Source organism: Tardiphaga sp. vice154 (assembly GCF_007018645.1).
In the GTDB taxonomy this organism is placed as follows: domain Bacteria; phylum Pseudomonadota; class Alphaproteobacteria; order Rhizobiales; family Xanthobacteraceae; genus Tardiphaga.
Genome location: NZ_CP041399.1, coordinates 956,634 through 973,857, shown reverse-complemented (window position 1 = coordinate 973,857; position 17,224 = coordinate 956,634). Strand labels below are relative to the sequence as shown.

General features: G+C 65.2%; 18 protein-coding genes and 1 tRNA gene. 13 read left to right on the top strand and 6 right to left on the bottom strand.

Going from position 1 to position 17,224, the window contains the following annotated elements; all coding sequences use genetic code 11:
• Both FIU28_RS04585 and FIU28_RS04580 read right to left on the bottom strand, forming a co-directional pair.
• Window positions 1-522: a hypothetical protein gene (locus FIU28_RS04585; protein ID WP_143571880.1), complete on the bottom strand. Its 522-nt coding sequence runs from the start codon at window positions 520-522 to the stop codon at window positions 1-3.
• Between the two features lie 82 nt (window positions 523-604).
• Window positions 605-681, bottom strand: a tRNA-Pro gene (locus FIU28_RS04580).
• A 97-nt stretch (window positions 682-778) separates the two neighbouring features.
• Between FIU28_RS04580 and FIU28_RS04575 the strand changes: the two genes are divergently transcribed.
• The 10 genes from FIU28_RS04575 to FIU28_RS04530 all read left to right on the top strand — a co-directional run bounded on the left by FIU28_RS04575 (window position 779) and on the right by FIU28_RS04530 (window position 10,746).
• Complete coding sequence (locus FIU28_RS04575) at window positions 779-1,762, top strand: L-threonylcarbamoyladenylate synthase (protein ID WP_143571879.1); 984 nt, start codon at window positions 779-781, stop codon at window positions 1,760-1,762.
• Between the two features lie 34 nt (window positions 1,763-1,796).
• Window positions 1,797-3,239: an FAD-binding oxidoreductase gene (locus tag FIU28_RS04570; RefSeq protein ID WP_143571878.1), complete on the top strand. Its 1,443-nt coding sequence runs from the start codon at window positions 1,797-1,799 to the stop codon at window positions 3,237-3,239.
• The gene (locus tag FIU28_RS04565; RefSeq protein ID WP_143571877.1) at window positions 3,236-3,682 is read left to right on the top strand and encodes a GNAT family acetyltransferase; all 447 of its coding nucleotides are present in this window, start codon (window positions 3,236-3,238) and stop codon (window positions 3,680-3,682) included. The genes FIU28_RS04570 and FIU28_RS04565 overlap by 4 nt, the downstream gene beginning before the upstream one ends.
• A 312-nt stretch (window positions 3,683-3,994) precedes the next feature.
• Window positions 3,995-4,261: a hypothetical protein gene (locus FIU28_RS04560; protein WP_143571876.1), complete on the top strand. Its 267-nt coding sequence runs from the start codon at window positions 3,995-3,997 to the stop codon at window positions 4,259-4,261.
• Window positions 4,262-4,520: 259 nt separating this feature from the next.
• Complete coding sequence (gene ygfZ, locus FIU28_RS04555) at window positions 4,521-5,405, top strand: CAF17-like 4Fe-4S cluster assembly/insertion protein YgfZ (RefSeq protein ID WP_143571875.1); 885 nt, start codon at window positions 4,521-4,523, stop codon at window positions 5,403-5,405.
• Window positions 5,402-6,058: a DNA-3-methyladenine glycosylase I gene (locus tag FIU28_RS04550; RefSeq protein WP_143571874.1), complete on the top strand. Its 657-nt coding sequence runs from the start codon at window positions 5,402-5,404 to the stop codon at window positions 6,056-6,058. Before ygfZ ends, FIU28_RS04550 begins: the two co-directional genes overlap by 4 nt.
• Window positions 6,058-6,672, top strand: coding sequence for an HD family hydrolase (locus FIU28_RS04545; protein ID WP_143571873.1), 615 nt, complete (start codon window positions 6,058-6,060; stop codon window positions 6,670-6,672). Before FIU28_RS04550 ends, FIU28_RS04545 begins: the two co-directional genes overlap by 1 nt.
• 156 nt (window positions 6,673-6,828) lie before the next feature.
• The gene (locus FIU28_RS04540; protein ID WP_143571872.1) at window positions 6,829-7,335 is read left to right on the top strand and encodes a tyrosine phosphatase family protein; all 507 of its coding nucleotides are present in this window, start codon (window positions 6,829-6,831) and stop codon (window positions 7,333-7,335) included.
• Window positions 7,336-7,556: 221 nt separating this feature from the next.
• Entirely contained in the window at window positions 7,557-10,244 is a 2,688-nt protein-coding gene (locus tag FIU28_RS04535) for a DUF2339 domain-containing protein (protein ID WP_143571871.1), read from the top strand.
• Window positions 10,245-10,380: 136 nt separating this feature from the next.
• Window positions 10,381-10,746, top strand: coding sequence for a hypothetical protein (locus FIU28_RS04530; protein ID WP_210245470.1), 366 nt, complete (start codon window positions 10,381-10,383; stop codon window positions 10,744-10,746).
• A 16-nt stretch (window positions 10,747-10,762) separates the two neighbouring features.
• Here FIU28_RS04530 and FIU28_RS04525 read toward each other — a convergent pair whose 3' ends face one another.
• The gene (locus tag FIU28_RS04525; protein ID WP_143576028.1) at window positions 10,763-11,299 is read right to left on the bottom strand and encodes a cupin domain-containing protein; all 537 of its coding nucleotides are present in this window, start codon (window positions 11,297-11,299) and stop codon (window positions 10,763-10,765) included.
• A gap of 157 nt (window positions 11,300-11,456) precedes the next feature.
• Here FIU28_RS04525 and FIU28_RS04520 point away from each other — a divergent pair, with 157 nt between their 5' ends.
• Entirely contained in the window at window positions 11,457-11,648 is a 192-nt protein-coding gene (locus tag FIU28_RS04520; RefSeq protein WP_143571870.1) for a CsbD family protein, read from the top strand.
• A gap of 215 nt (window positions 11,649-11,863) precedes the next feature.
• Here FIU28_RS04520 and ggt read toward each other — a convergent pair whose 3' ends face one another.
• Entirely contained in the window at window positions 11,864-13,450 is a 1,587-nt protein-coding gene (gene ggt, locus FIU28_RS04515; protein WP_143571869.1) for a gamma-glutamyltransferase, read from the bottom strand.
• 178 nt (window positions 13,451-13,628) lie between these two features.
• Here ggt and trhO point away from each other — a divergent pair, with 178 nt between their 5' ends.
• On the top strand, window positions 13,629-14,429 hold the full coding sequence (gene trhO / locus FIU28_RS04510) for an oxygen-dependent tRNA uridine(34) hydroxylase TrhO (RefSeq protein WP_143571868.1): 801 nt from the start codon (window positions 13,629-13,631) through the stop codon (window positions 14,427-14,429).
• Window positions 14,422-14,637 carry a SlyX family protein gene (locus tag FIU28_RS04505; protein WP_143571867.1) on the top strand — a complete coding sequence of 72 codons (216 nt, stop codon included), beginning with the start codon at window positions 14,422-14,424 and terminating at the stop codon, window positions 14,635-14,637. Before trhO ends, FIU28_RS04505 begins: the two co-directional genes overlap by 8 nt.
• A gap of 187 nt (window positions 14,638-14,824) precedes the next feature.
• On the opposite strand, the gene FIU28_RS04500 is transcribed toward FIU28_RS04505, so the two are convergent.
• Window positions 14,825-16,351, bottom strand: coding sequence for a class I adenylate-forming enzyme family protein (locus FIU28_RS04500; protein WP_143571866.1), 1,527 nt, complete (start codon window positions 16,349-16,351; stop codon window positions 14,825-14,827).
• A gap of 200 nt (window positions 16,352-16,551) precedes the next feature.
• Window positions 16,552-17,157, bottom strand: coding sequence for a nuclear transport factor 2 family protein (locus tag FIU28_RS04495; protein ID WP_143571865.1), 606 nt, complete (start codon window positions 17,155-17,157; stop codon window positions 16,552-16,554).
• Window positions 17,158-17,224: the final 67 nt, after the last annotated feature.

Below are 17,224 nucleotides of genomic sequence, written 5' to 3'. Positions count from 1 at the left end.
TTATTGTAGGAAGTAAACTTCAACCTTGAGTCCGGCGTTATCGAACATGTCAGCAACATTTTGCAGCTGTGTCTTCGATCGCCCGACTCCGTATCTAGCAGATTTGTTTGACAGTACCCACGGCACGTCATCGCCAGTTTGTTCGAGGTAAAGCTCACCAGCAATGCGAGCGATGTCTCGATCAGCCAACATTGGATGGCCGAGGGGGAGCAGCCGCGACAGCTGGTCGCTCTCACGAGGCCGGGCAAACCGCCGATCTGGCGAAGTCGCTTCGTAGCTTTCCTCGATGCAAAAGCGGACCCCGCCAGCCGCAGGCACCAGCCACAGTAGGGTAATATTTGTTAGAAATTTTTGCAGCAGAAAGTTTGTCTCCGCGACCTGTCGGATCTCTCGAAGCCAATTGGCGGTCGTCTCGTTCAATTCATGCCAAAAGACGGGTGCAGCGTTAAATTCAGAGGTCTTCCGCGCTCCCTGGGTGCAAATCCCGAAAAACGAATCGAGATCTGTAACCGCATCGGCCATCAGGCCTGCCCTCGAATCTAACTAATTCATTGCGCATTTCGTTGCGCATCAAAGCGTTGATATCGCTAAGTTATTGATTACTTGGTCGGAGTGGCAGGATTTGAACCTGCGACCCCTGCGTCCCGAACGCAGTGCTCTACCGGGCTGAGCCACACTCCGACAATGGCCGGCTTATAACCTTGGGTTTCGCATACCGCAAGAACCCCGGTACAAGAACCTCGGAAAAGAACTGACGCCCCCCGCAAGGACCGCTTCGATGCCGCTCGGCCTCTCCACCCGCCTCCTGACCGCCGGCGCTGATGCCGTGGCGGCGGCGGCGCGCTGCCTGCGCGAGGGCGGGCTGGTGGGGTTTCCGACCGAAACCGTCTACGGGCTCGGCGCCGACGCGGCCAATCCTGCGGCGATCGCCCGGCTGTATCAGGCCAAGGGCCGGCCGGCGTTCAACCCGCTGATCGCCCATGTCGGCGACCTCAAAGCGGCGGAAGCGATCGCCCGCTTCGATTCGCAGGCGCGCGCTTTGGCGCAGGCTTTCTGGCCGGGGCCGCTGACCCTGGTCCTGCCGAAGGCGCAAAATTGCCCGGTGGCGGATCTGGCCACCGCCGGGCTCGACACCGTCGCGGTCCGTATACCGTCCCATAACGTGGCACGCGCCCTGCTGCAGGCCTTCGGCGGCGCTGTGGTTGCGCCGTCCGCCAACCGCTCCGGCCACGTCTCCCCGACCACCGCCGCCCATGTGCTGGCCGATCTCGACGGCCGCGTCGACCTGATCCTCGATGGCGGGCCGGTCGAGGTCGGCGTCGAATCGACGATCATCGGCTGTTTTGACGAGCCCATGCTGTTGCGGGCCGGCGGGCTGCCGCGCGAGGCGATCGAGCGGCTGCTCGGCCGCGCGCTGCTGGCGCCGCAGGAACTGGAGGATACCGACAGCCCGCATCCGCTGGCACCGGGCATGCTGGCCTCGCATTATGCGCCCCGCGCCCGGGTGCGGCTGCAGGCGACCGACGTCCGCCCCGGGGAAGCATTGCTGGCATTCGGTCCCGCTGCCTTGCCGGGACTTGATAAAGCCGTCGCCGTGATGAATTTGTCGGAGAGCGGCGACCTCACGGAAGCCGCGACAAGACTTTTCGGCTATCTTCGCGCGCTCGACACTTCTGGTGCTGCGGGAATCGCGGTGATGCCGGTGCCGGGGCACGGGCTTGGCGAAGCCATCAATGACCGGCTGCGGCGCGCCGCGGCCTGAAGCAAGAGCAATAAGACAAGCGCAGGGAAGCCCGATGAATATCGCTCACAAGCCGCCGGCCACGCTGTCGCCCGAGACCATCGCGCGCTTCGCGGCGATCGTCGGCGACAAATACGCCATTACGGCCGAGGCCGACGTGCATCCCTACGTCACCGAGGACCGCAACCTGTTCCGCGGCACCTCGCCGCTGGTGCTGCGGCCGGGCTCGACGGCGGAGGTCGCCGCGATCTGCAAGCTCGCCACCGAGACGCGTACCGCTTTGGTGCCGCAGGGCGGCAATACCGGCCTGGTCGGCGGCCAGACGCCCTATGGCGGCGAGGTCGTGATGTCGCTGCGCCGGATGGACAAATTGCGCGACCTCGACACCTCGTCGAACACCATGACGGTCGATGCCGGCATGATCCTGCAGAACGCGCAGGCGCGGGCATCGGAGGCCGACCGGCTGTTTCCGCTGTCGCTCGGCGCCGAGGGCAGCTGCACGATCGGCGGCAACCTCTCCAGCAATGCCGGCGGCACCGCGGCTCTCGCCTACGGCGTGGCGCGCGAGATGGCGCTCGGCCTCGAAGTGGTGCTGGCCGATGGCCGCATCCTCAACGGCCTGTCGAAGCTGAAGAAGGACAATACCGGCTACGATCTGCGCAACCTGTTCATCGGCGCCGAAGGCACGCTCGGCATCATCACTGCCGCGACGCTGAAACTGTTTCCGAAGCCGCGCAGCATTGAGACCGCCTTTGTCGGGCTGCAATCGCCGGAGGCGGCGCTGAAGCTGCTGGAGATCGCGCGCGGCGAGGCCGCGGGCCAACTCACCAGCTTTGAATTGATCGCCGCGATCGCGGTGGATTTCTCGGTCCGCCACGGCGTCGGCATCCGCGATCCCCTTTCCAGCAAGCACGACTGGTACGTGCTGATGGAATTGTCGTCGTCGCGCGACGAGAGCCAGGGCACGCTGGAGAAGATTCTTGAGCGCGGCATGGAGGACGGCATCGTCGACGACGCCGTGATCGCCGCTAATCTGGCGCAGCGCATGGCGTTCTGGAAACTGCGCGAGGACATTTCGCCGGCGCAGAAGCCGGAAGGCGGCTCGATCAAGCACGACGTCTCGGTGCCGGTCGCCGCGGTGCCCGCTTTCATCGCCGAAGCCAATGCGGCGGTGCTCAAACTGATGCCCGGCGCGCGGCCGGTGCCGTTCGGCCATCTCGGCGACGGCAACATTCACTACAACATCACCCAGCCGGTCGGCGCCGACCCCGCGCAATTCCTGGCGCGCTGGCACGATGTCAACGCGGTGGTGTTCGAGGTGGTTCTGCGGATGGGCGGCTCGATCTCCGCCGAGCACGGCATCGGCCAGCTCAAGGCCGCCGACCTGCCGTCGGTGAAGGACCCCGTCGCGATCGAACTGATGCGCTCGCTGAAAGCGATGCTGGATCCGCTGAACATCATGAATCCCGGCAAGGTGCTGTTGCCGGTTACGCCATGAGAGACGATACCGGTCTCGCCATCGCCGAGATTACCGACGCTGACATTGCCGACGTGATTTCGCTGTGGCAGCGCAGCGGCTCGACACGGCCGTGGAACGACCCCACCCGCGACATCGCCTTCGCGCGCGAAAGCGACAATTCCACCATTCTGATCGGGCGTGACGGCAGCGCCGTCATGGCCTCGGTGATGGTCGGCCATGACGGCCATCGCGGCTGGGTGTACTACGTCGCTACCGACCCGGATCATCGCCACAAGGGCTACGGCCGCGCGACGATGCAGGCTGCGGAAGACTGGCTGCGCCAGCGTGGCGTAGAGAAGTTGCAGCTGATGGTGCGTGCGGATAACACGCAGGTACAGGCGTTTTATGAATCGCTGGGCTTTGGTGAGCAGAAGCGCGTGATCTACGCCAAATGGCTCGACGGCCGCCCGCTGACGCCGTAGCGGCAGCCGTTTCGATCTCCAATCGAATCGATAGAAATGAGGTCGTTTCCCGGACGCGGTGCGGCACGAAGTGCCGCTCCGCAGATGGCGGCGCAGTGCACCGCGTCCGGGGAACGGATGCCACCGGGTAAATCAGCGCTAAAGTGCCGTTCCCCCGAAGCTTTCTACACCGCCCATGTTCGCCGTTAACCCTTTTTAAAGATGTGCCGGAGATCGGCCCTGCGGGGCCATTCCCGCGTGCTAAATCTTGATTCGATTTGAAGGAACGCGCTCCGATTCGGGGCGTCGTCGAAGAAATTGTTGGGGAATTTCATGAGCCAGTCTGCCGCCTACGATACCGCGCACGATACCCTGTCAGACCAGGATCAGAAGCAGGCGGCGCTGGGCTATCTCAACGAGGCCTGGGCGGAAGCGCGGCACGACGGCGTCGATGGCGATTGCCTGGCGCAGGCCAGCCTGTTCGCCGCCTTTGCCGAACTGGTCGGCACCTATGGCGAAGACGCCGTGGCAAAGTTCGTCGAAGGCCTGCCCGGCCGCGTCCGCAACGGCGAATTTTCGCTGGCGCTGGCGAGGCAGTAGGCGGTTCGCTCGGCTTTTTGGGCTCCGGCCTTTCAGCCGTCATTGCGAGGAGCTCTTGCGACGAAGCAATCCAGTTCTTGCCGAGTTTGCGGCCATCTGGATTGCCGCGTCGCTTCGCTAAGGGGAAAGCCAACGGCTTTCCTTGACCTCGCGATGACGGGGATAGGCCGGTGCGCTTCTCCAGCCCTTGTGACCGGCCGCCTCGCGGCATAGCTTTGGTATTCAGCCCCGCACGGCCACCCGAGCTTTGAGTATTCCCATGAAGGCAGCGTTTCTCACCGACCGCGGCGTGATCAAACTGTCCGGCATGGATGTGCGCGGCTTTCTCAACAATCTCGTCACGTCGGAGATCGAGGTCGTCGCCCCCGGCATCGCGCGATTCGGCGCGTTGCTGACGCCGCAGGGCAAGATCATCACCGACTTCCTGGTCACCGAAGCCTCCGCCGGCCATGGCGGCGGGCTCTTGATCGAACTGCCGCGTGAACTGGCCGCACCGCTCGCGACCAAGCTCGGCTTCTACAAACTGCGCGCCAAGGTCACGGTCGACAATCTCAGCGATGCGCTCGGCGTGCTCGCGGTATGGGACGGCGAGCCCGCGATGAAGCCGGACCTGACCTATCCAGATCCGCGCAACGCCGCGCTCGGTTACCGCATTCTGATCCCCGCCGAACTTGCCGCCAAGACCGCTACGGTGATCGGCGCCGACCTTGTCGACGAAGCCGCCTATGAGGCGCATCGCATCGCGACAGGCGTGCCGCGCGGCGGCGTCGACTTCGCCTATGGCGACGCGTTTCCGCATGAGAGCAATATGGACCGGCTCCATGGCGTCGATTTCGACAAGGGGTGCTATGTCGGCCAGGAAGTGGTGTCGCGCATGCAGCACCGCGGTACGGCGCGCACGCGCATCGTCGGCGTGGTGCTGGACGGCGACGCGCCCGCAGCGGGCGCGGAGATCCGCGCCGCCGACAAGCCGATCGGCACCATGGGTTCGTCGGCCGACGGCCGTGGCCTGGCCTTGATCCGCACCGACCGCGCCAGCGATGCGCTGGATGCGGATGCAGCATTCCTCGCCGGTGGCGTGCCGATCCATTTTGCCGATCCCGACGCCGTTCGCGCGCTGGCGCCGAAGAAGACGATTGCATGAGCAAGCCGGCGCGCCTGCATGCCGACGGCAAGAAGCGCTGTCCGTGGCCGGGCGAGGATCCGTTCTACGTCGCCTATCACGACACCGAATGGGGCGTGCCGGAATATGACGACCGCGCGCTGTACGAAAAGCTGATTCTCGACGGTTTCCAGGCGGGGCTTTCGTGGATCACCATCCTGCGCAAGCGCGACAATTTTCGCGCCGCGTTCGACGATTTCCAGCCTGAGAAGATCGCGCGCTACAACGAGAAAAGAGTGCATGCGCTGATGCAGGACGCCGGCATCGTGCGCAACCGCGCCAAGATCGAGGGCGCCATCAACAGCGCAAAATCCTATCTGAAGATCATGGAGGAAGGCGCCGGCTTTTCGAAGTATCTCTGGGACTTCGTCGATGGCCGGCCGATCGTCAACAAATTCAAGACCCACGGCAACGTACCGACCTCGACGCCGCTGTCGGTGAAGATTTCCAAGGACCTGCAGGCGCGCGGCTTCAAATTCGTCGGCCCGACCATCGTCTATGCCTTCATGGAAGCGACCGGCCTGGTCAACGACCATCTGGCGTCGTGCTTCTGCCATGAGTTGTGCATCGGCCAACAGCGCGCGCCGAGACTCAAAGCGACGCCCCCAAAAGAACCGCGCCTCAAAGTGAAGTAATGGCCAAATCGAAATTCTCTACGGACGTCGAAACCCGCGCCTGGCAGCGCATGCTGTCGGGGCGACGGCTCGATCTGCTCGATCCCTCGCCGCTCGACGTCGAGGTAGCCGACATCGCGCATGGGCTGGCGCGCGTCGCGCGCTGGAACGGACAGACCCATGGGCCGAACATCTTTTCGGTGGCGCAGCACACGCTGCTGGTCGAGGCCGTGCTGCGGCTTCAGGTGCCGCGCGCGGACGATCGCGTGCGGCTGGCGGCCTTGCTGCACGACGCGCCGGAATATGTGATCGGCGACATGATCTCGCCGTTCAAGGCGGTGATCGGCGGCGCCTACAAGGTGGTCGAGCACCGCCTGCTCGCCGCCATCCACACCCGCTTCGGCCTGCCGCCGGTGCTGGCGGAGACGATCACCAAACAGATCAAGGCCGCCGATAGGGGCGCGGCCTATCTCGAAGCAACGCGGCTGGCCGGCTTCAAGGAAGCCGAAGCGAAGCGATTGTTCGGCAAGGACCCCGGCCTGAGCGAAGAGGCCGAGGCCGATTTTCTGACGCCGTGGACGGCCGGCAAGGCGGAGAAGCGGTTTCTGGCGCGATTCGAGGCGGTCTCGATGTAGCCCGGATGAAGTCGGCGCGGGCGAAGCGCGTGACGACGAAATCCGGGGAAAGGGTTCGTGGGGCTGGGCCGGCCCCGGATTGTCATCCGGGCTACGAAGGCCACGCTTCCGTCGCGATCCCCGCATGCCTATAATCGCTGCAACCAGGGAATTTCCATGATCCACGTCTGCTCGCTCGCCGATCTGCATGCCACCGTGAAGGACACCGGCGCCAGCCATGTGCTGACGGTGATGGCCAATGTCGCGCAGGTCGTGCGACCGGAATCCGTCATCGAGGCCAACCATCTGCGGGTGCAGATGGATGACATCCTGGAGCCCACCGAAGGCTTCGTCGCGCCGAACGAAACCCACATCGCGCAGGTGCTCGACTTCATCCGCGGCTGGGACCGCAACGCGCCGCTGGTGGTGCATTGCTATGCCGGCATCAGCCGCTCCACCGCCAGCGCCTTCGCCGCGGCCTGCCTGCTCAATCCGGGCCGCGACGAGCGCGACATCGCGCAAAAAATTCGTGCGGCCTCGCCGATCGCGCAGCCGAACCGGCTGCTGGTGACGCTCGCCGACCAGGCGCTCGGCCGCGACGGCCGCATGGTCCGCGCGCTCGACGAGATGGGTCCCGGCAGCATGACGGTGGTGGGACGACCGTTCCGCCTGGATCTGGAGTAGATCGAGGCGGTTGAACTAATATCGGCGATGCGAGCACATAGATGTGCGATCTGCGTTTCTTCCTTCCCCTCTCCCCTTGTGGGAGAGGGTGGCGCGGACGAAGTCCGCGTCGGATGAGGGGGCAGCGCGCGATCGACGGGCCGTCCCCCTCACCCGTCTTCGCTTCGCGAAGCCACCCTCTCCCACAAGGGGAGAGGGAAGAAAGAGCGAGAGCTGCTGCGATGTTCGACGACTTCGGTTTTATCACCACGCTGATCGCCATCGTCGCGTTCCTGTTCGCGCGCAAGGCGCGGAACGAAGTGCGGGTGCTGAACGCGCGGCTGAATGCGTTCGAGGCGGCGGCCGCTGCCGCGCCGATCAGTGCCGCGCCTGCGACGCCCCGCACGACGGATGCGCCGGAAGTTGCGGCGGTACCAGCGGCCTCGCGCGTGGCCGACAGTGCGCCCACCCTTCAGCCCGACGCACCGCAGGCATCGGCAGCAAAGCCCACTACAACCTCTATGCCCGCAGCAGCGACGACGGCGCCCGCCGGTCCCGGCTTCGAGGAGCGGATCGGCACGCGCTGGGTGGTGTGGGTCGGCGGGCTGACGCTGGCGCTCGGCGGCTTCTTCATGGTGCGCTATTCGATCGAGGCCGGGCTGCTCGGCCCCGGCGTGCGCGTGCTGCTGGGCGGGCTGTTCGCGCTGGCGCTGCTTCTGGCCGGCGAATGGAGCCGCCGCAACGAAAGCCTGTCCACCATCGCGCCGCTGCCGATCGCCAACATCCCGGCGATCCTCACCGCCGCCGGCACCGCGACGGCCTTCGCCACCGTCTATGCCGCCTATGCGCTGTATGACTTCCTGGTGCCCGCGACCGCCTTCATCCTGCTGGGCATCGTGGCGATGGCGACGATGGCCGCCGCGCTATTGCATGGCCCGGCGCTGGCCGGCCTCGGTGTTGCCGCTGCCTTTGTCACGCCGGTGCTGGTGTCGTCCGACAGACCGGATTTCTGGGCGCTGTATCTCTACCTCGCGGTTGTCACCGGTGCAGCCTTCGGGCTGGCGCGGATCCGGCTGTGGCGCTGGCTCGCGCTCACCACCATCGTGTTCGCGATCCTGTGGACGCTGCCCGGCCTCGACGAAGGCCTGAAACATGTCGGCCCGAATTCCTTCCACGTGCTCGCCGGCTTCCTGCTGGCGTCGCTGCTGGTGGTATGCGGCTTCCTCTACGGTCCGCCGGCGGAAGCAGGCCGGATCGAACCGATCTCGTCCGGCGCGCTGTCGGCCTATCTGCTCGGCGGCATGCTGGTCGCGCTCAGCAGCTTCCATTCGGACATCGGGATGACGACGTTCGGCCTGCTGGTCGCGGGCACTTTGTTCGTCGCCTGGTATGCGCAGGCCGCGACCGCCGCGGTCGGCGTGGCCGCGGGCTTCGTCGCTTTGGTGTTTCTGGAATGGGCGGTGAGCGGCAATCCCGACATGCTGGTGCTGCCTGGCGGCCCGCTCGCCGGCATCGGCGCGAGCCCGATCGAAGGCTCCGTCACGCTGCATCTGGTGAGTGCGGCGATCTTTGCCGCCGGCTTCGGCCTTCTCGGCTTCCTCGCGCAGGGCCGCTCGGTAGCCGCGATCATTCCCGTGATCTGGGCGGGTGCGGCGACCTTCGTGCCGCTGGCGCTGCTGATCGCGCTCTATGCCCGGATCGCGCATCTCGATCGCTCGATTCCGTTCGCGATCCTCGCGGTGCTGATCGCGGCAGCCTTTGCCGCCGCCACCGAAATGCTGAGCAAGCGCCAAACCCGTCCCGGCCTCGCGATCGCCACGGCGCTGTTCGCCACCGGCACGCTCGGCGCGCTGGCGCTGGCGCTGACCTTCGCGCTGGAGAAGGGCTGGCTGACCATCGCGCTGTCGCTGATGGCCTGGGGCACCGCGTGGATCTCGATGCAACGGCCGATCCCGTTCCTGCGCTGGCTGGCCGCGATCCTCGCCGCCACCCTGGTGGCGCGGATGGCGTGGGAGCCGCGCGTGGTCGGCGACCTCGTGGGCACCACGCCGATCTTCAACTGGCTGCTGTGGGGCTACGGCGTGCCCGCGCTGTCGTTCTGGGGCGCCAGCATTCTCTTGCGCCGGCGTGGCGACGACGCGCCGCTGCGGATGGTGGAATCCGCCGCGATCCTGTTCACGGTGCTGCTGGCGTTCCTGCAGATCCGCCACTTCATCCATGGCGGCGACATCTACCGCGACACCGCGGGCCTCGTCGAAGTCGGCCTGCAGGTCTGCGTCGCGCTGGCGATGGCGATCGGGCTGGAGCGGCTGCGCATTCGCACCGGCAGCATCGTGCACAATGTCAGCGCTTTGCTGCTGACGCTCTTTGCCGGCGCCGCCACGGTCGGCGGCCTGCTGCTGTGGGAAAACCCGATGCTACGGACGCACGACGTCGGTGGTCTCGTCTTCAACGAGCTGCTGCTCGGCTACGCGATCCCCGCGGTGCTGGCGCTGCTGCTGTCCTATGCGGTCGCCGGACGGCGCGTGGCGAAATGGGCCAACACCATCGCCGGTTTCGCGCTGGTACTGGCGCTGGCCTATGTGTCGCTGCAGGTGCGGCGCTTCTATCACGGCCCGGTGCTGAGCCGCGGCATCACCTCGGATGCGGAGCAATACACCTATTCACTGGCGTGGCTCGCCTTCGGCGTGGTGCTTTTGGGCGTCGGCGTGATGTTCAATTCGCAGCGCGCACGGCTGGCCTCCGCCATCGTCATCGCGCTCACCATCGTGAAGGCGTTCCTGGTCGACATGTCGGTGCTGACCGGCGTGTACCGCGCGCTGTCCTTCATGTGCCTCGGCCTGGTGCTGGTGGCGATCGGCTGGCTATACCAGCGCATCCTGTTCAGCCGGCGCATGGTGCCGCCCGCGGCGCCGATCGCAGAAGCCTGACCTTCGCAGGGCCTGCGGCACCGGATACCCACGGAGATCATTCCTGCAAAAAATGTCGTCGGCGATCTTGAAACCGGGCGCCGGCTTTTGCATTTTTTTGCTCGCCCGTTCTGAAAGGAGCATTCGGGAGAGCCACATGAACCTGACGACGTTTACCCCTACCGACTTTCACGCCTTTCTCCATCCGGCTTCAGCCTACCAGACCCCCGACGACGTGTTGCGTGACCCGACGCTGTCGGACGCGGAAAAGCGGGTGATCCTGTCATCCTGGGCGTCGGACGCCAATGTCGTGGAATCGCAGCCCTGGTTGCGGCAGATCCCCGGCGCCGACCGCGCCGTGCCGGTTGCCATCATCCTGGCCGCGCTGCGCCGCCTCGACGGCGACGAGTCGCCGCCAAAGGGCGGCATGGCGATCCGCTGGCGCGGCCTGGCCCGCCGTCTCGCGCCGGTCGATTGCATGGCCTCGCAGGACCAGCCCCGTGAGGCGGGGCTGGCGGCCTGATCAGCCCGCGATAAGGCTACTTCGTCACCGCGCCGTCGGGATGGGTCGGGTCGACCCACAACACCGTCTCCGGCTTTTCCGCCGGCGCAATGTCGAGGTTGATCGCCACCGCCTGGCCGTCGCTGCGCACCAGCACGCATTCCAGCGCTTCGTCCGGGCTGGCGTTGATTTCCTGGTGCGGCACGTAAGGCGGGATGAAGATGAAGTCGCCGGGCCCCGCTTCTGCGGTGAACTGCAGCGCGTCGCCCCAGCGCATCCGCGCCTTGCCCTTCACGACATAGATGATGCTTTCGAGATGGCCGTGATGATGCGCGCCGGTCTTGGCGTCCGGCTTGATGGTGACCGTGCCGGCCCACAGCTTCTGCGCGCCGACGCGCGCGAAATTGATCGCGGCCTTGCGGTCCATGCCGGCGGTCGAGGGCACGTTGGGGTCGAGCTGGTCGCCCGGGATCACGCGCACGCCGTCATGCTTCCATTTGTCGGCATTCGCCGGCGCATGGCTATGATCGTGGGAATGATCGTGGTGCGGATGGTCGTGGTCGTGTCCGGACATCGCGGTGCTTTCTTCAGGTCCATGACGGAAATGCGGCAGCGACTGCGGCATCACGTCCTGGAGAGTGAGGAACATTCGATTGGCCGCGCCGTTGTCCCAGCGAAGTTCAACCGGACGCGATCAAAACCGAAAGCGTCATCATCCGCAGGAGTATCCCATGAGCGCCACCACAGACAAGATCAAGGGTACCGCCAACGAAGCCATTGGCAAGGCAAAGCAGGGCATTGGCGAAATGACCGGCTCGGACAAATTGAAGGGCGAAGGCCTGGCTCAGGAAGCCAAGGGCGACATCCAGAAGGGCGTCGGTAACGCCAAGGAAGCCGTCAAGGACGCGGCCGACAAGCTCTGAGCGAATTTTGACCGAGCAGGGTTTTAACTCCCTCGCGCGGTTGAGGCGACGCTGACGAAAAACCGGCCCGTGAGGGTCGGTTTTTTGCGTTTGGGTACCGCGTAGCCCGGATGAAGTCGGCGCGCGCAGCGTGTCGACGCAATCCGGGAAAGAGGCGAACATGGATGCGCCGGCCCCGGATTTCGCTTCGCTCCATCCGGGCTACGGATGCGTCATCAATACCCCAGTGCGCAGCCATCCTTGCGCGGCTCGGAGCCGCCGGTCAGCGTGCCTTTTTCCCAGTCGATCACGATCGCCTGGGCGCCGCCCCACGGCGAGACCGGGCGGCCGACGACATGACCGATCTTCTGCAGCCCGTCGGCGATATCCGCCGGCACGCCGTTCTCGAGCTGGTAGATGCCCTCGAAATGCAGCGCGCGCGGTTCGTCGATCGCCTCCTGCACGTCCATGCCGTAATCCAGCATGTTGGTCAGCACGCGGGTCTGGCCGACCGGCTGGTACTGCCCGCCCATCACGGCGAACGAAATCTTGGCGCGGCCGTTCTGCGTGGTCATCGAGGGGATGATGGTGTGCAGCGGGCGCTTGCCCGGCGCGATGCAGTTCGGGTGACCCTTTTGCACGCGGAAGCCGGCGGCGCGGTTCTGCATCACCACGCCGGTCTTGTCCGACACCAGCGCCGAACCGAACGAATGCGCCACCGAATTGATGAACGAGCAGACATTGCGGTCGCGGTCGACGACGGTGATGTAGACCGTCTCGGGATTGATCGGCGGCCGCACGTCCGGCAGTTCGACCAGCGCGTCCATGCGGATTTTGGCGGCCCAGTCGGCGGCGAACTGCTTCGACAGGATGCGCTCGACATCGACGCCGACATAAGCGGGATCGCCGATGTCCTGCTCGCGCATCAGGTACGCGATGCGCGCGGCCTCGGCCTCGAGATGAAAACGCTCGACGCTCATCGGCGGATATTTCGTCAGGTCGAAATGGCTGAGGATGTTGAGCATCACCAGCATGGTAATGCCCGGGCCGTTCGGCGGGCACTGGTAGACCTCGTGGCCCTTGTAGGACGTGGTCAGCGGCGTGGTGCGCTCGGTCGCGTGCGACTCGAAATCCGCCAGCGTGTGCAGGCCGCCATGGGCGCGCAAGGTCGCCACCATGTCCTCAGCGACATAGCCCTTGTAGAAGCCGTCGCGGCCTTCCTTGGCGATGGTGCGCAGCGTCTTGCCGAGCTCCGGCTGGTGCATGACGTCGCCGGCGACCGGGGCCTCGTTGTTCTTCAGGAGATAGCGCGGCGCGTTGATGCCGGCGCGCAGCTTGGCGAGATTGTTCTTCCAGTCGAACGCGACGCGGGGAGCGACGACATAGCCTTCTTCGGCCGCCTTGATCGCCGGCTGCAACAGCGCGTCGAGGCCGAGCTTGCCATGGTCTTCCAGGATCGTCGCCCAGGCGTCGATCGAGCCGGGAATGCTTACCGCATGCGGGCCGGTGGTCGGGATCGCGTGCATCTTGTTCTCGAGATACCACTCGACCGTCGCCGCGGCAGGCGCGCGGCCGGAGCCGTTATACGAGTGGACACGGCCCTCGCCCTTCATCTGGATCAGCGCGAAGCAGTCGCCGCCGATGCCGGTCGACTGCGGCTCGATCACGCCCTGCAGCGCACAGGCGGCCACCGCCGCGTCGACGGCGTTGCCGCCGGACTTCAGCACTTCGATCGCCGCCAGCGTCGCCTGCGGATGCGACGTCGCTGCCATGCCGTTCTGGGAATGAACCGTGGAACGGCCGGCGAGATGGAAATTCCTCATGCCAAAGTGCTCACTTCTGTCGCTGATGTCAGGTGATATGGGGCCGGAAAAGGCTGCGGTTTCTTGGCATATTGCACGCCACAGTTCAATGCTGCGCCAGAGTGCGGCAACGTGGGGTTGCCGCGCCTCTTGCGTTTCGCGTCTTTCCCCGTGCGGCAGCGGCTGATAAACACCCGCCATGCCGCTCAAGGTCGCCGCCTTTTACCAGTTTGCCGCGCTGCCGGATTTCGCCGATCTGCGCGAGCCGTTGCGCGCCCGCTGCGCCGCGCTGGAGCTGAAAGGCAGCGTGCTGCTGGCCCAGGAAGGCATCAACGGCACGCTGGCCGGCACCGATGCGGCGATCGACGCGCTGATGGACGAGCTGCAGCACGGCGCGATGTTCGGCGGCAGGCTCGATCATCTCGAGCTGAAATGCTCGACCGCGTCCGAGATGCCGTTCCTGCATCTGAAAATTCGCTTGAAGAAGGAGATCGTCACGCTCGGCGATCCCGCCACCGATCCGAACAGCCAGGTCGGCATCTATGTCGACCCCGCCGACTGGAACGCGCTGATCGATCGCGACGATACGCTGGTCATCGACACCCGCAATGGCTTCGAAGTGGCGATGGGCACGTTCGAAGGCGCGGTCGATCCCGGACTGCGCTCGTTCGGCCAGTTCAAGGACTATGTCGCGCGCGAGCTCGATCCGGCCAGGCACAGGAAGATCGCGATGTTCTGCACCGGCGGCATCCGCTGCGAGAAGGCGAGCTCGTACCTTTTGTCGCGCGGCTTCGCCGATGTGTTTCATCTCAAGGGCGGCATATTGAAATATCTCGAAGAGATTCCGGAAGCCGACAGCCGCTGGCGCGGCGAGTGTTTCGTGTTCGACGGCCGCATCGCGCTCGGCCACGGGCTGGTCGAGAGCGCTGCCGTCGATCCCGCACTTGCGATCAACTCCGAGGATTTCGAAGCGCAGAAAGCACCGGCCGGCGATGACTGACATCAAATCCCTCAGCGAGCGCATCGACGCGCTGGAAACCCGCCTGACCTATCAGGACGAGACCATCGAGACGCTGAACGCCACCATCACCGCACAATGGCAGCAGATCGACCGCCTGACGCGCCAGGTCGCCACCCTCGGCGAGCGGCTGCAAGAAGCCGAGAGCAACTCCGGCGGCATCAGCAACGAACCCCCGCCGCATTATTGAGTTCTTACTTTCTTCTCCCCTTGTGGGAGAAGGTGGCGCGGACGCAGTCCGCGACGGATGAGGGGTTACTGGGCTCGGAGCTTGCGGCTACCCCTCACCCGTCTCGACCGCCCGTGCGAAGCAAAGCTTCGCTAGAGCGGTCGATCCACCCTCTCCCACAAGGGGAGAGGGAAAGAACGCGCTCCCCCTACTCCGCCGCTAACCGCCAGTCGCGCAGCTCCCGCTTCAATACCTTTCCGATAGCACTCCTCGGCAGCGTCTCCACGAACACGACCTCGGCGACGCGCTGGAATTTGCCGACGCGCTCGTTGAGCCAGGTCTTCAGCGTTGCCGCATCCACGCTCGCGCCGGACCTCAGCACCACGAAGCCGACCGGCGTCTCGCCCCATTCCTCCGACGGCATCGCCACCACCGCGGCTTCCAGCACATCGTCGTGGCCGACAAGGATCGCTTCGAGATCGCTGGGATAGATGTTGAAGCCGCCGGAGATGATCATGTCCTTCTTGCGGTCCATCAGCGTGAGAAAGCCGTCCTCGTCGAAGCGCCCGACGTCGCCGGTGCGGACGAAGCGTTTTCCCGTCGCGTCATGCCAGAAGGTCTCGGCGGTTTTTCCGGGCTGGTTGAGATAACCCTGCATGATCACCGGCGAGTGGCCGTAGATTTCACCGATTTCGCCAGGCGCCACTTCGTTACCGTCCTCGTCGAGCAGCCGGATCTCATGGTTGGGCGCCGGCTGGCCGACAGTGTGCAGCTTGTCGGGATGCTCATGCGCCAGCAGGTGGCAGGTGCCGCCACCTTCGGTCATGCCGTAATATTCGGTGAGCCCGCCGGGCCAGCGCTTCAGAATATCGGCTTTCAGAACGGCGGCGAACGGCGCCGAAGTCGAGAACTTCATCACATAGGCCGACAGATCGAAGCGATCGAAATCCGGCACCGCCATGATGCGGCGGTATTGCACCGGCACCAGCATCGTATGCGTGACGCGGAGCTTCTCGCTCAGTTCGAGGAAGCCTCGCGCATCGAACTTCTTCATCAACACCACGGTGCCACCGCCCGCGAAGGTCGGGTTGAACGCCACCAGCGTGGTGTTGGAATAGAGCGGCGTCGACAGGATGGTGATGGCGTCCGGTCCGTAGCCGAGCGGCTCGAGCTGCCCGTACTGCCGCCAGCGCAGGCCGTGGGTGTGCACGATGCCCTTCGGCGTGCCGGTGGTGCCGGAGGAATAGATGATGTTGAACACCCATTCCGGATCAATCGCGACCGGCGCGGGTTTGGCGGGCGCGGCCTGCGTCCACGCGCTGAAGGCCTGGCCGAAATCGCCGTCGTCGAGCGCGACGCGGTTCGGAAAGTGGCTAGCGGCATCGCCCATCATCTCGGCCGCCGAGCTATCCATGAACAGGATCTTTGCCCCGCCGTCTTTCAGCATGGCTGCGAAATCGGCCGGCGTCGATGACGGCGCCAGGGGCGCCACCGCAACGCCGGCGCGCAGCGCGCCGAGGAAGGTCGCGACATATTGAATCGTGCTGTAAGCGCAGATCGAGATCACGTCCTGCGGCTTCAGGCCGTCGGCCTGCAGCGCGGCGGCGACGCGGTCGATCAGCGCGTCGAATTCGGCGTAGGTCAGCGAGGACGCGTCGTCGATGATGGCGATCTTGGTGGGTTGGGCAGCGGCCGTGTTGTGCACCAGCGCATCGAGCGTGATGAAGTCGGGCATATGGTTTCTCCCTTGGTGTTCTTGTTGTTCTTCACCCTCCCCTGGAGGGGGAGGGTCGGCGCCTGTCGCGCGAAGCGCGATGGGCGTCGGGGTGGGGTGAAGTGTTGCGCGCCATCGTTACCGCTGCCACCCCACCCCGCTTCGCACCGCGCTTCGCGCCATGCGAAGCGACCCTCCCCCTCCAGGGGAGGGTGAGAAAACTACCGATCCAGCGCCTCGCCAGCCAACCACTTCTTCCCGCTGGCATACAGCGCCTCGACCGCGTGACCGCGCAGACCCGGCATATCAGGCTTGATCTTGTAGCCGATCTGGCTCTGCAGATAGGCCAGATGGCGATAGCCTTCCGGGAAGCTCGCCAGCAGGTCCGCATCGAGCTTCAGTTCGGCATTCGGCACCACGGTGTCCATGCGGTCCTTCTCGTAGATCGGCTGGCGCAGCACCAGGCCCCAGCGGCCGTCGCGCTTCTCCAGAAAATCGTAGAACCTCCCGGTCAGCATCACATCGACCATGACGCCGTGCACCAAAGCCCGCTGGGCGATCGTCATCTTGGTCTGCGACACCGCGCGCGTGCCGTTGAGATCGATCGACTGCGCGCCGAGGAAATGCATGATCGAGACGCCCTTGGCCCAGCCGGCCTTGCTCATGGCGATGAACTCGTCCGCGGTGCCTTGCGTCCAGGTCGCCACCATGCGGCCGTCGTCGAACCAGACGGTGCGAAACCGCTCCCAGTCGCCGGCGTCGCGCCAGACCACCCAGTTTTCGATCAGGTCGCGGATGGCAAGGCGGTCGATAATCTCTATATCCATGCAATGTCCAATATGGCTGGCCGGTGACCGTGCCCTCCAGCCTTAATCCGAACCGGCCGCCTCGAAA

What these genes read in the sequence shown, in the direction of transcription:
- ggt (WP_143571869.1), bottom strand. Translation starts at nt 13,450, where the DNA reads ATGAGGAATTTCCATCTCGCCGGCCGTTCCACGGTTCATTCCCAGAAC.
- FIU28_RS04560 (WP_143571876.1), top strand. Translation starts at nt 3,995, where the DNA reads ATGAGCCAGTCTGCCGCCTACGATACCGCGCACGATACCCTGTCAGAC.
- FIU28_RS04550 (WP_143571874.1), top strand. Translation starts at nt 5,402, where the DNA reads ATGAGCAAGCCGGCGCGCCTGCATGCCGACGGCAAGAAGCGCTGTCCG.
- FIU28_RS04505 (WP_143571867.1), top strand. Translation starts at nt 14,422, where the DNA reads ATGACTGACATCAAATCCCTCAGCGAGCGCATCGACGCGCTGGAAACC.
- FIU28_RS04570 (WP_143571878.1), top strand. Translation starts at nt 1,797, where the DNA reads ATGAATATCGCTCACAAGCCGCCGGCCACGCTGTCGCCCGAGACCATC.
- FIU28_RS04565 (WP_143571877.1), top strand. Translation starts at nt 3,236, where the DNA reads ATGAGAGACGATACCGGTCTCGCCATCGCCGAGATTACCGACGCTGAC.
- trhO (WP_143571868.1), top strand. Translation starts at nt 13,629, where the DNA reads ATGCCGCTCAAGGTCGCCGCCTTTTACCAGTTTGCCGCGCTGCCGGAT.
- FIU28_RS04545 (WP_143571873.1), top strand. Translation starts at nt 6,058, where the DNA reads ATGGCCAAATCGAAATTCTCTACGGACGTCGAAACCCGCGCCTGGCAG.
- FIU28_RS04530 (WP_210245470.1), top strand. Translation starts at nt 10,381, where the DNA reads ATGAACCTGACGACGTTTACCCCTACCGACTTTCACGCCTTTCTCCAT.
- FIU28_RS04495 (WP_143571865.1), bottom strand. Translation starts at nt 17,157, where the DNA reads ATGGATATAGAGATTATCGACCGCCTTGCCATCCGCGACCTGATCGAA.
- FIU28_RS04585 (WP_143571880.1), bottom strand. Translation starts at nt 522, where the DNA reads ATGGCCGATGCGGTTACAGATCTCGATTCGTTTTTCGGGATTTGCACC.
- FIU28_RS04520 (WP_143571870.1), top strand. Translation starts at nt 11,457, where the DNA reads ATGAGCGCCACCACAGACAAGATCAAGGGTACCGCCAACGAAGCCATT.
- ygfZ (WP_143571875.1), top strand. Translation starts at nt 4,521, where the DNA reads ATGAAGGCAGCGTTTCTCACCGACCGCGGCGTGATCAAACTGTCCGGC.
- FIU28_RS04575 (WP_143571879.1), top strand. Translation starts at nt 779, where the DNA reads ATGCCGCTCGGCCTCTCCACCCGCCTCCTGACCGCCGGCGCTGATGCC.
- FIU28_RS04525 (WP_143576028.1), bottom strand. Translation starts at nt 11,299, where the DNA reads ATGTCCGGACACGACCACGACCATCCGCACCACGATCATTCCCACGAT.
- FIU28_RS04500 (WP_143571866.1), bottom strand. Translation starts at nt 16,351, where the DNA reads ATGCCCGACTTCATCACGCTCGATGCGCTGGTGCACAACACGGCCGCT.
- FIU28_RS04535 (WP_143571871.1), top strand. Translation starts at nt 7,557, where the DNA reads ATGTTCGACGACTTCGGTTTTATCACCACGCTGATCGCCATCGTCGCG.
- FIU28_RS04540 (WP_143571872.1), top strand. Translation starts at nt 6,829, where the DNA reads ATGATCCACGTCTGCTCGCTCGCCGATCTGCATGCCACCGTGAAGGAC.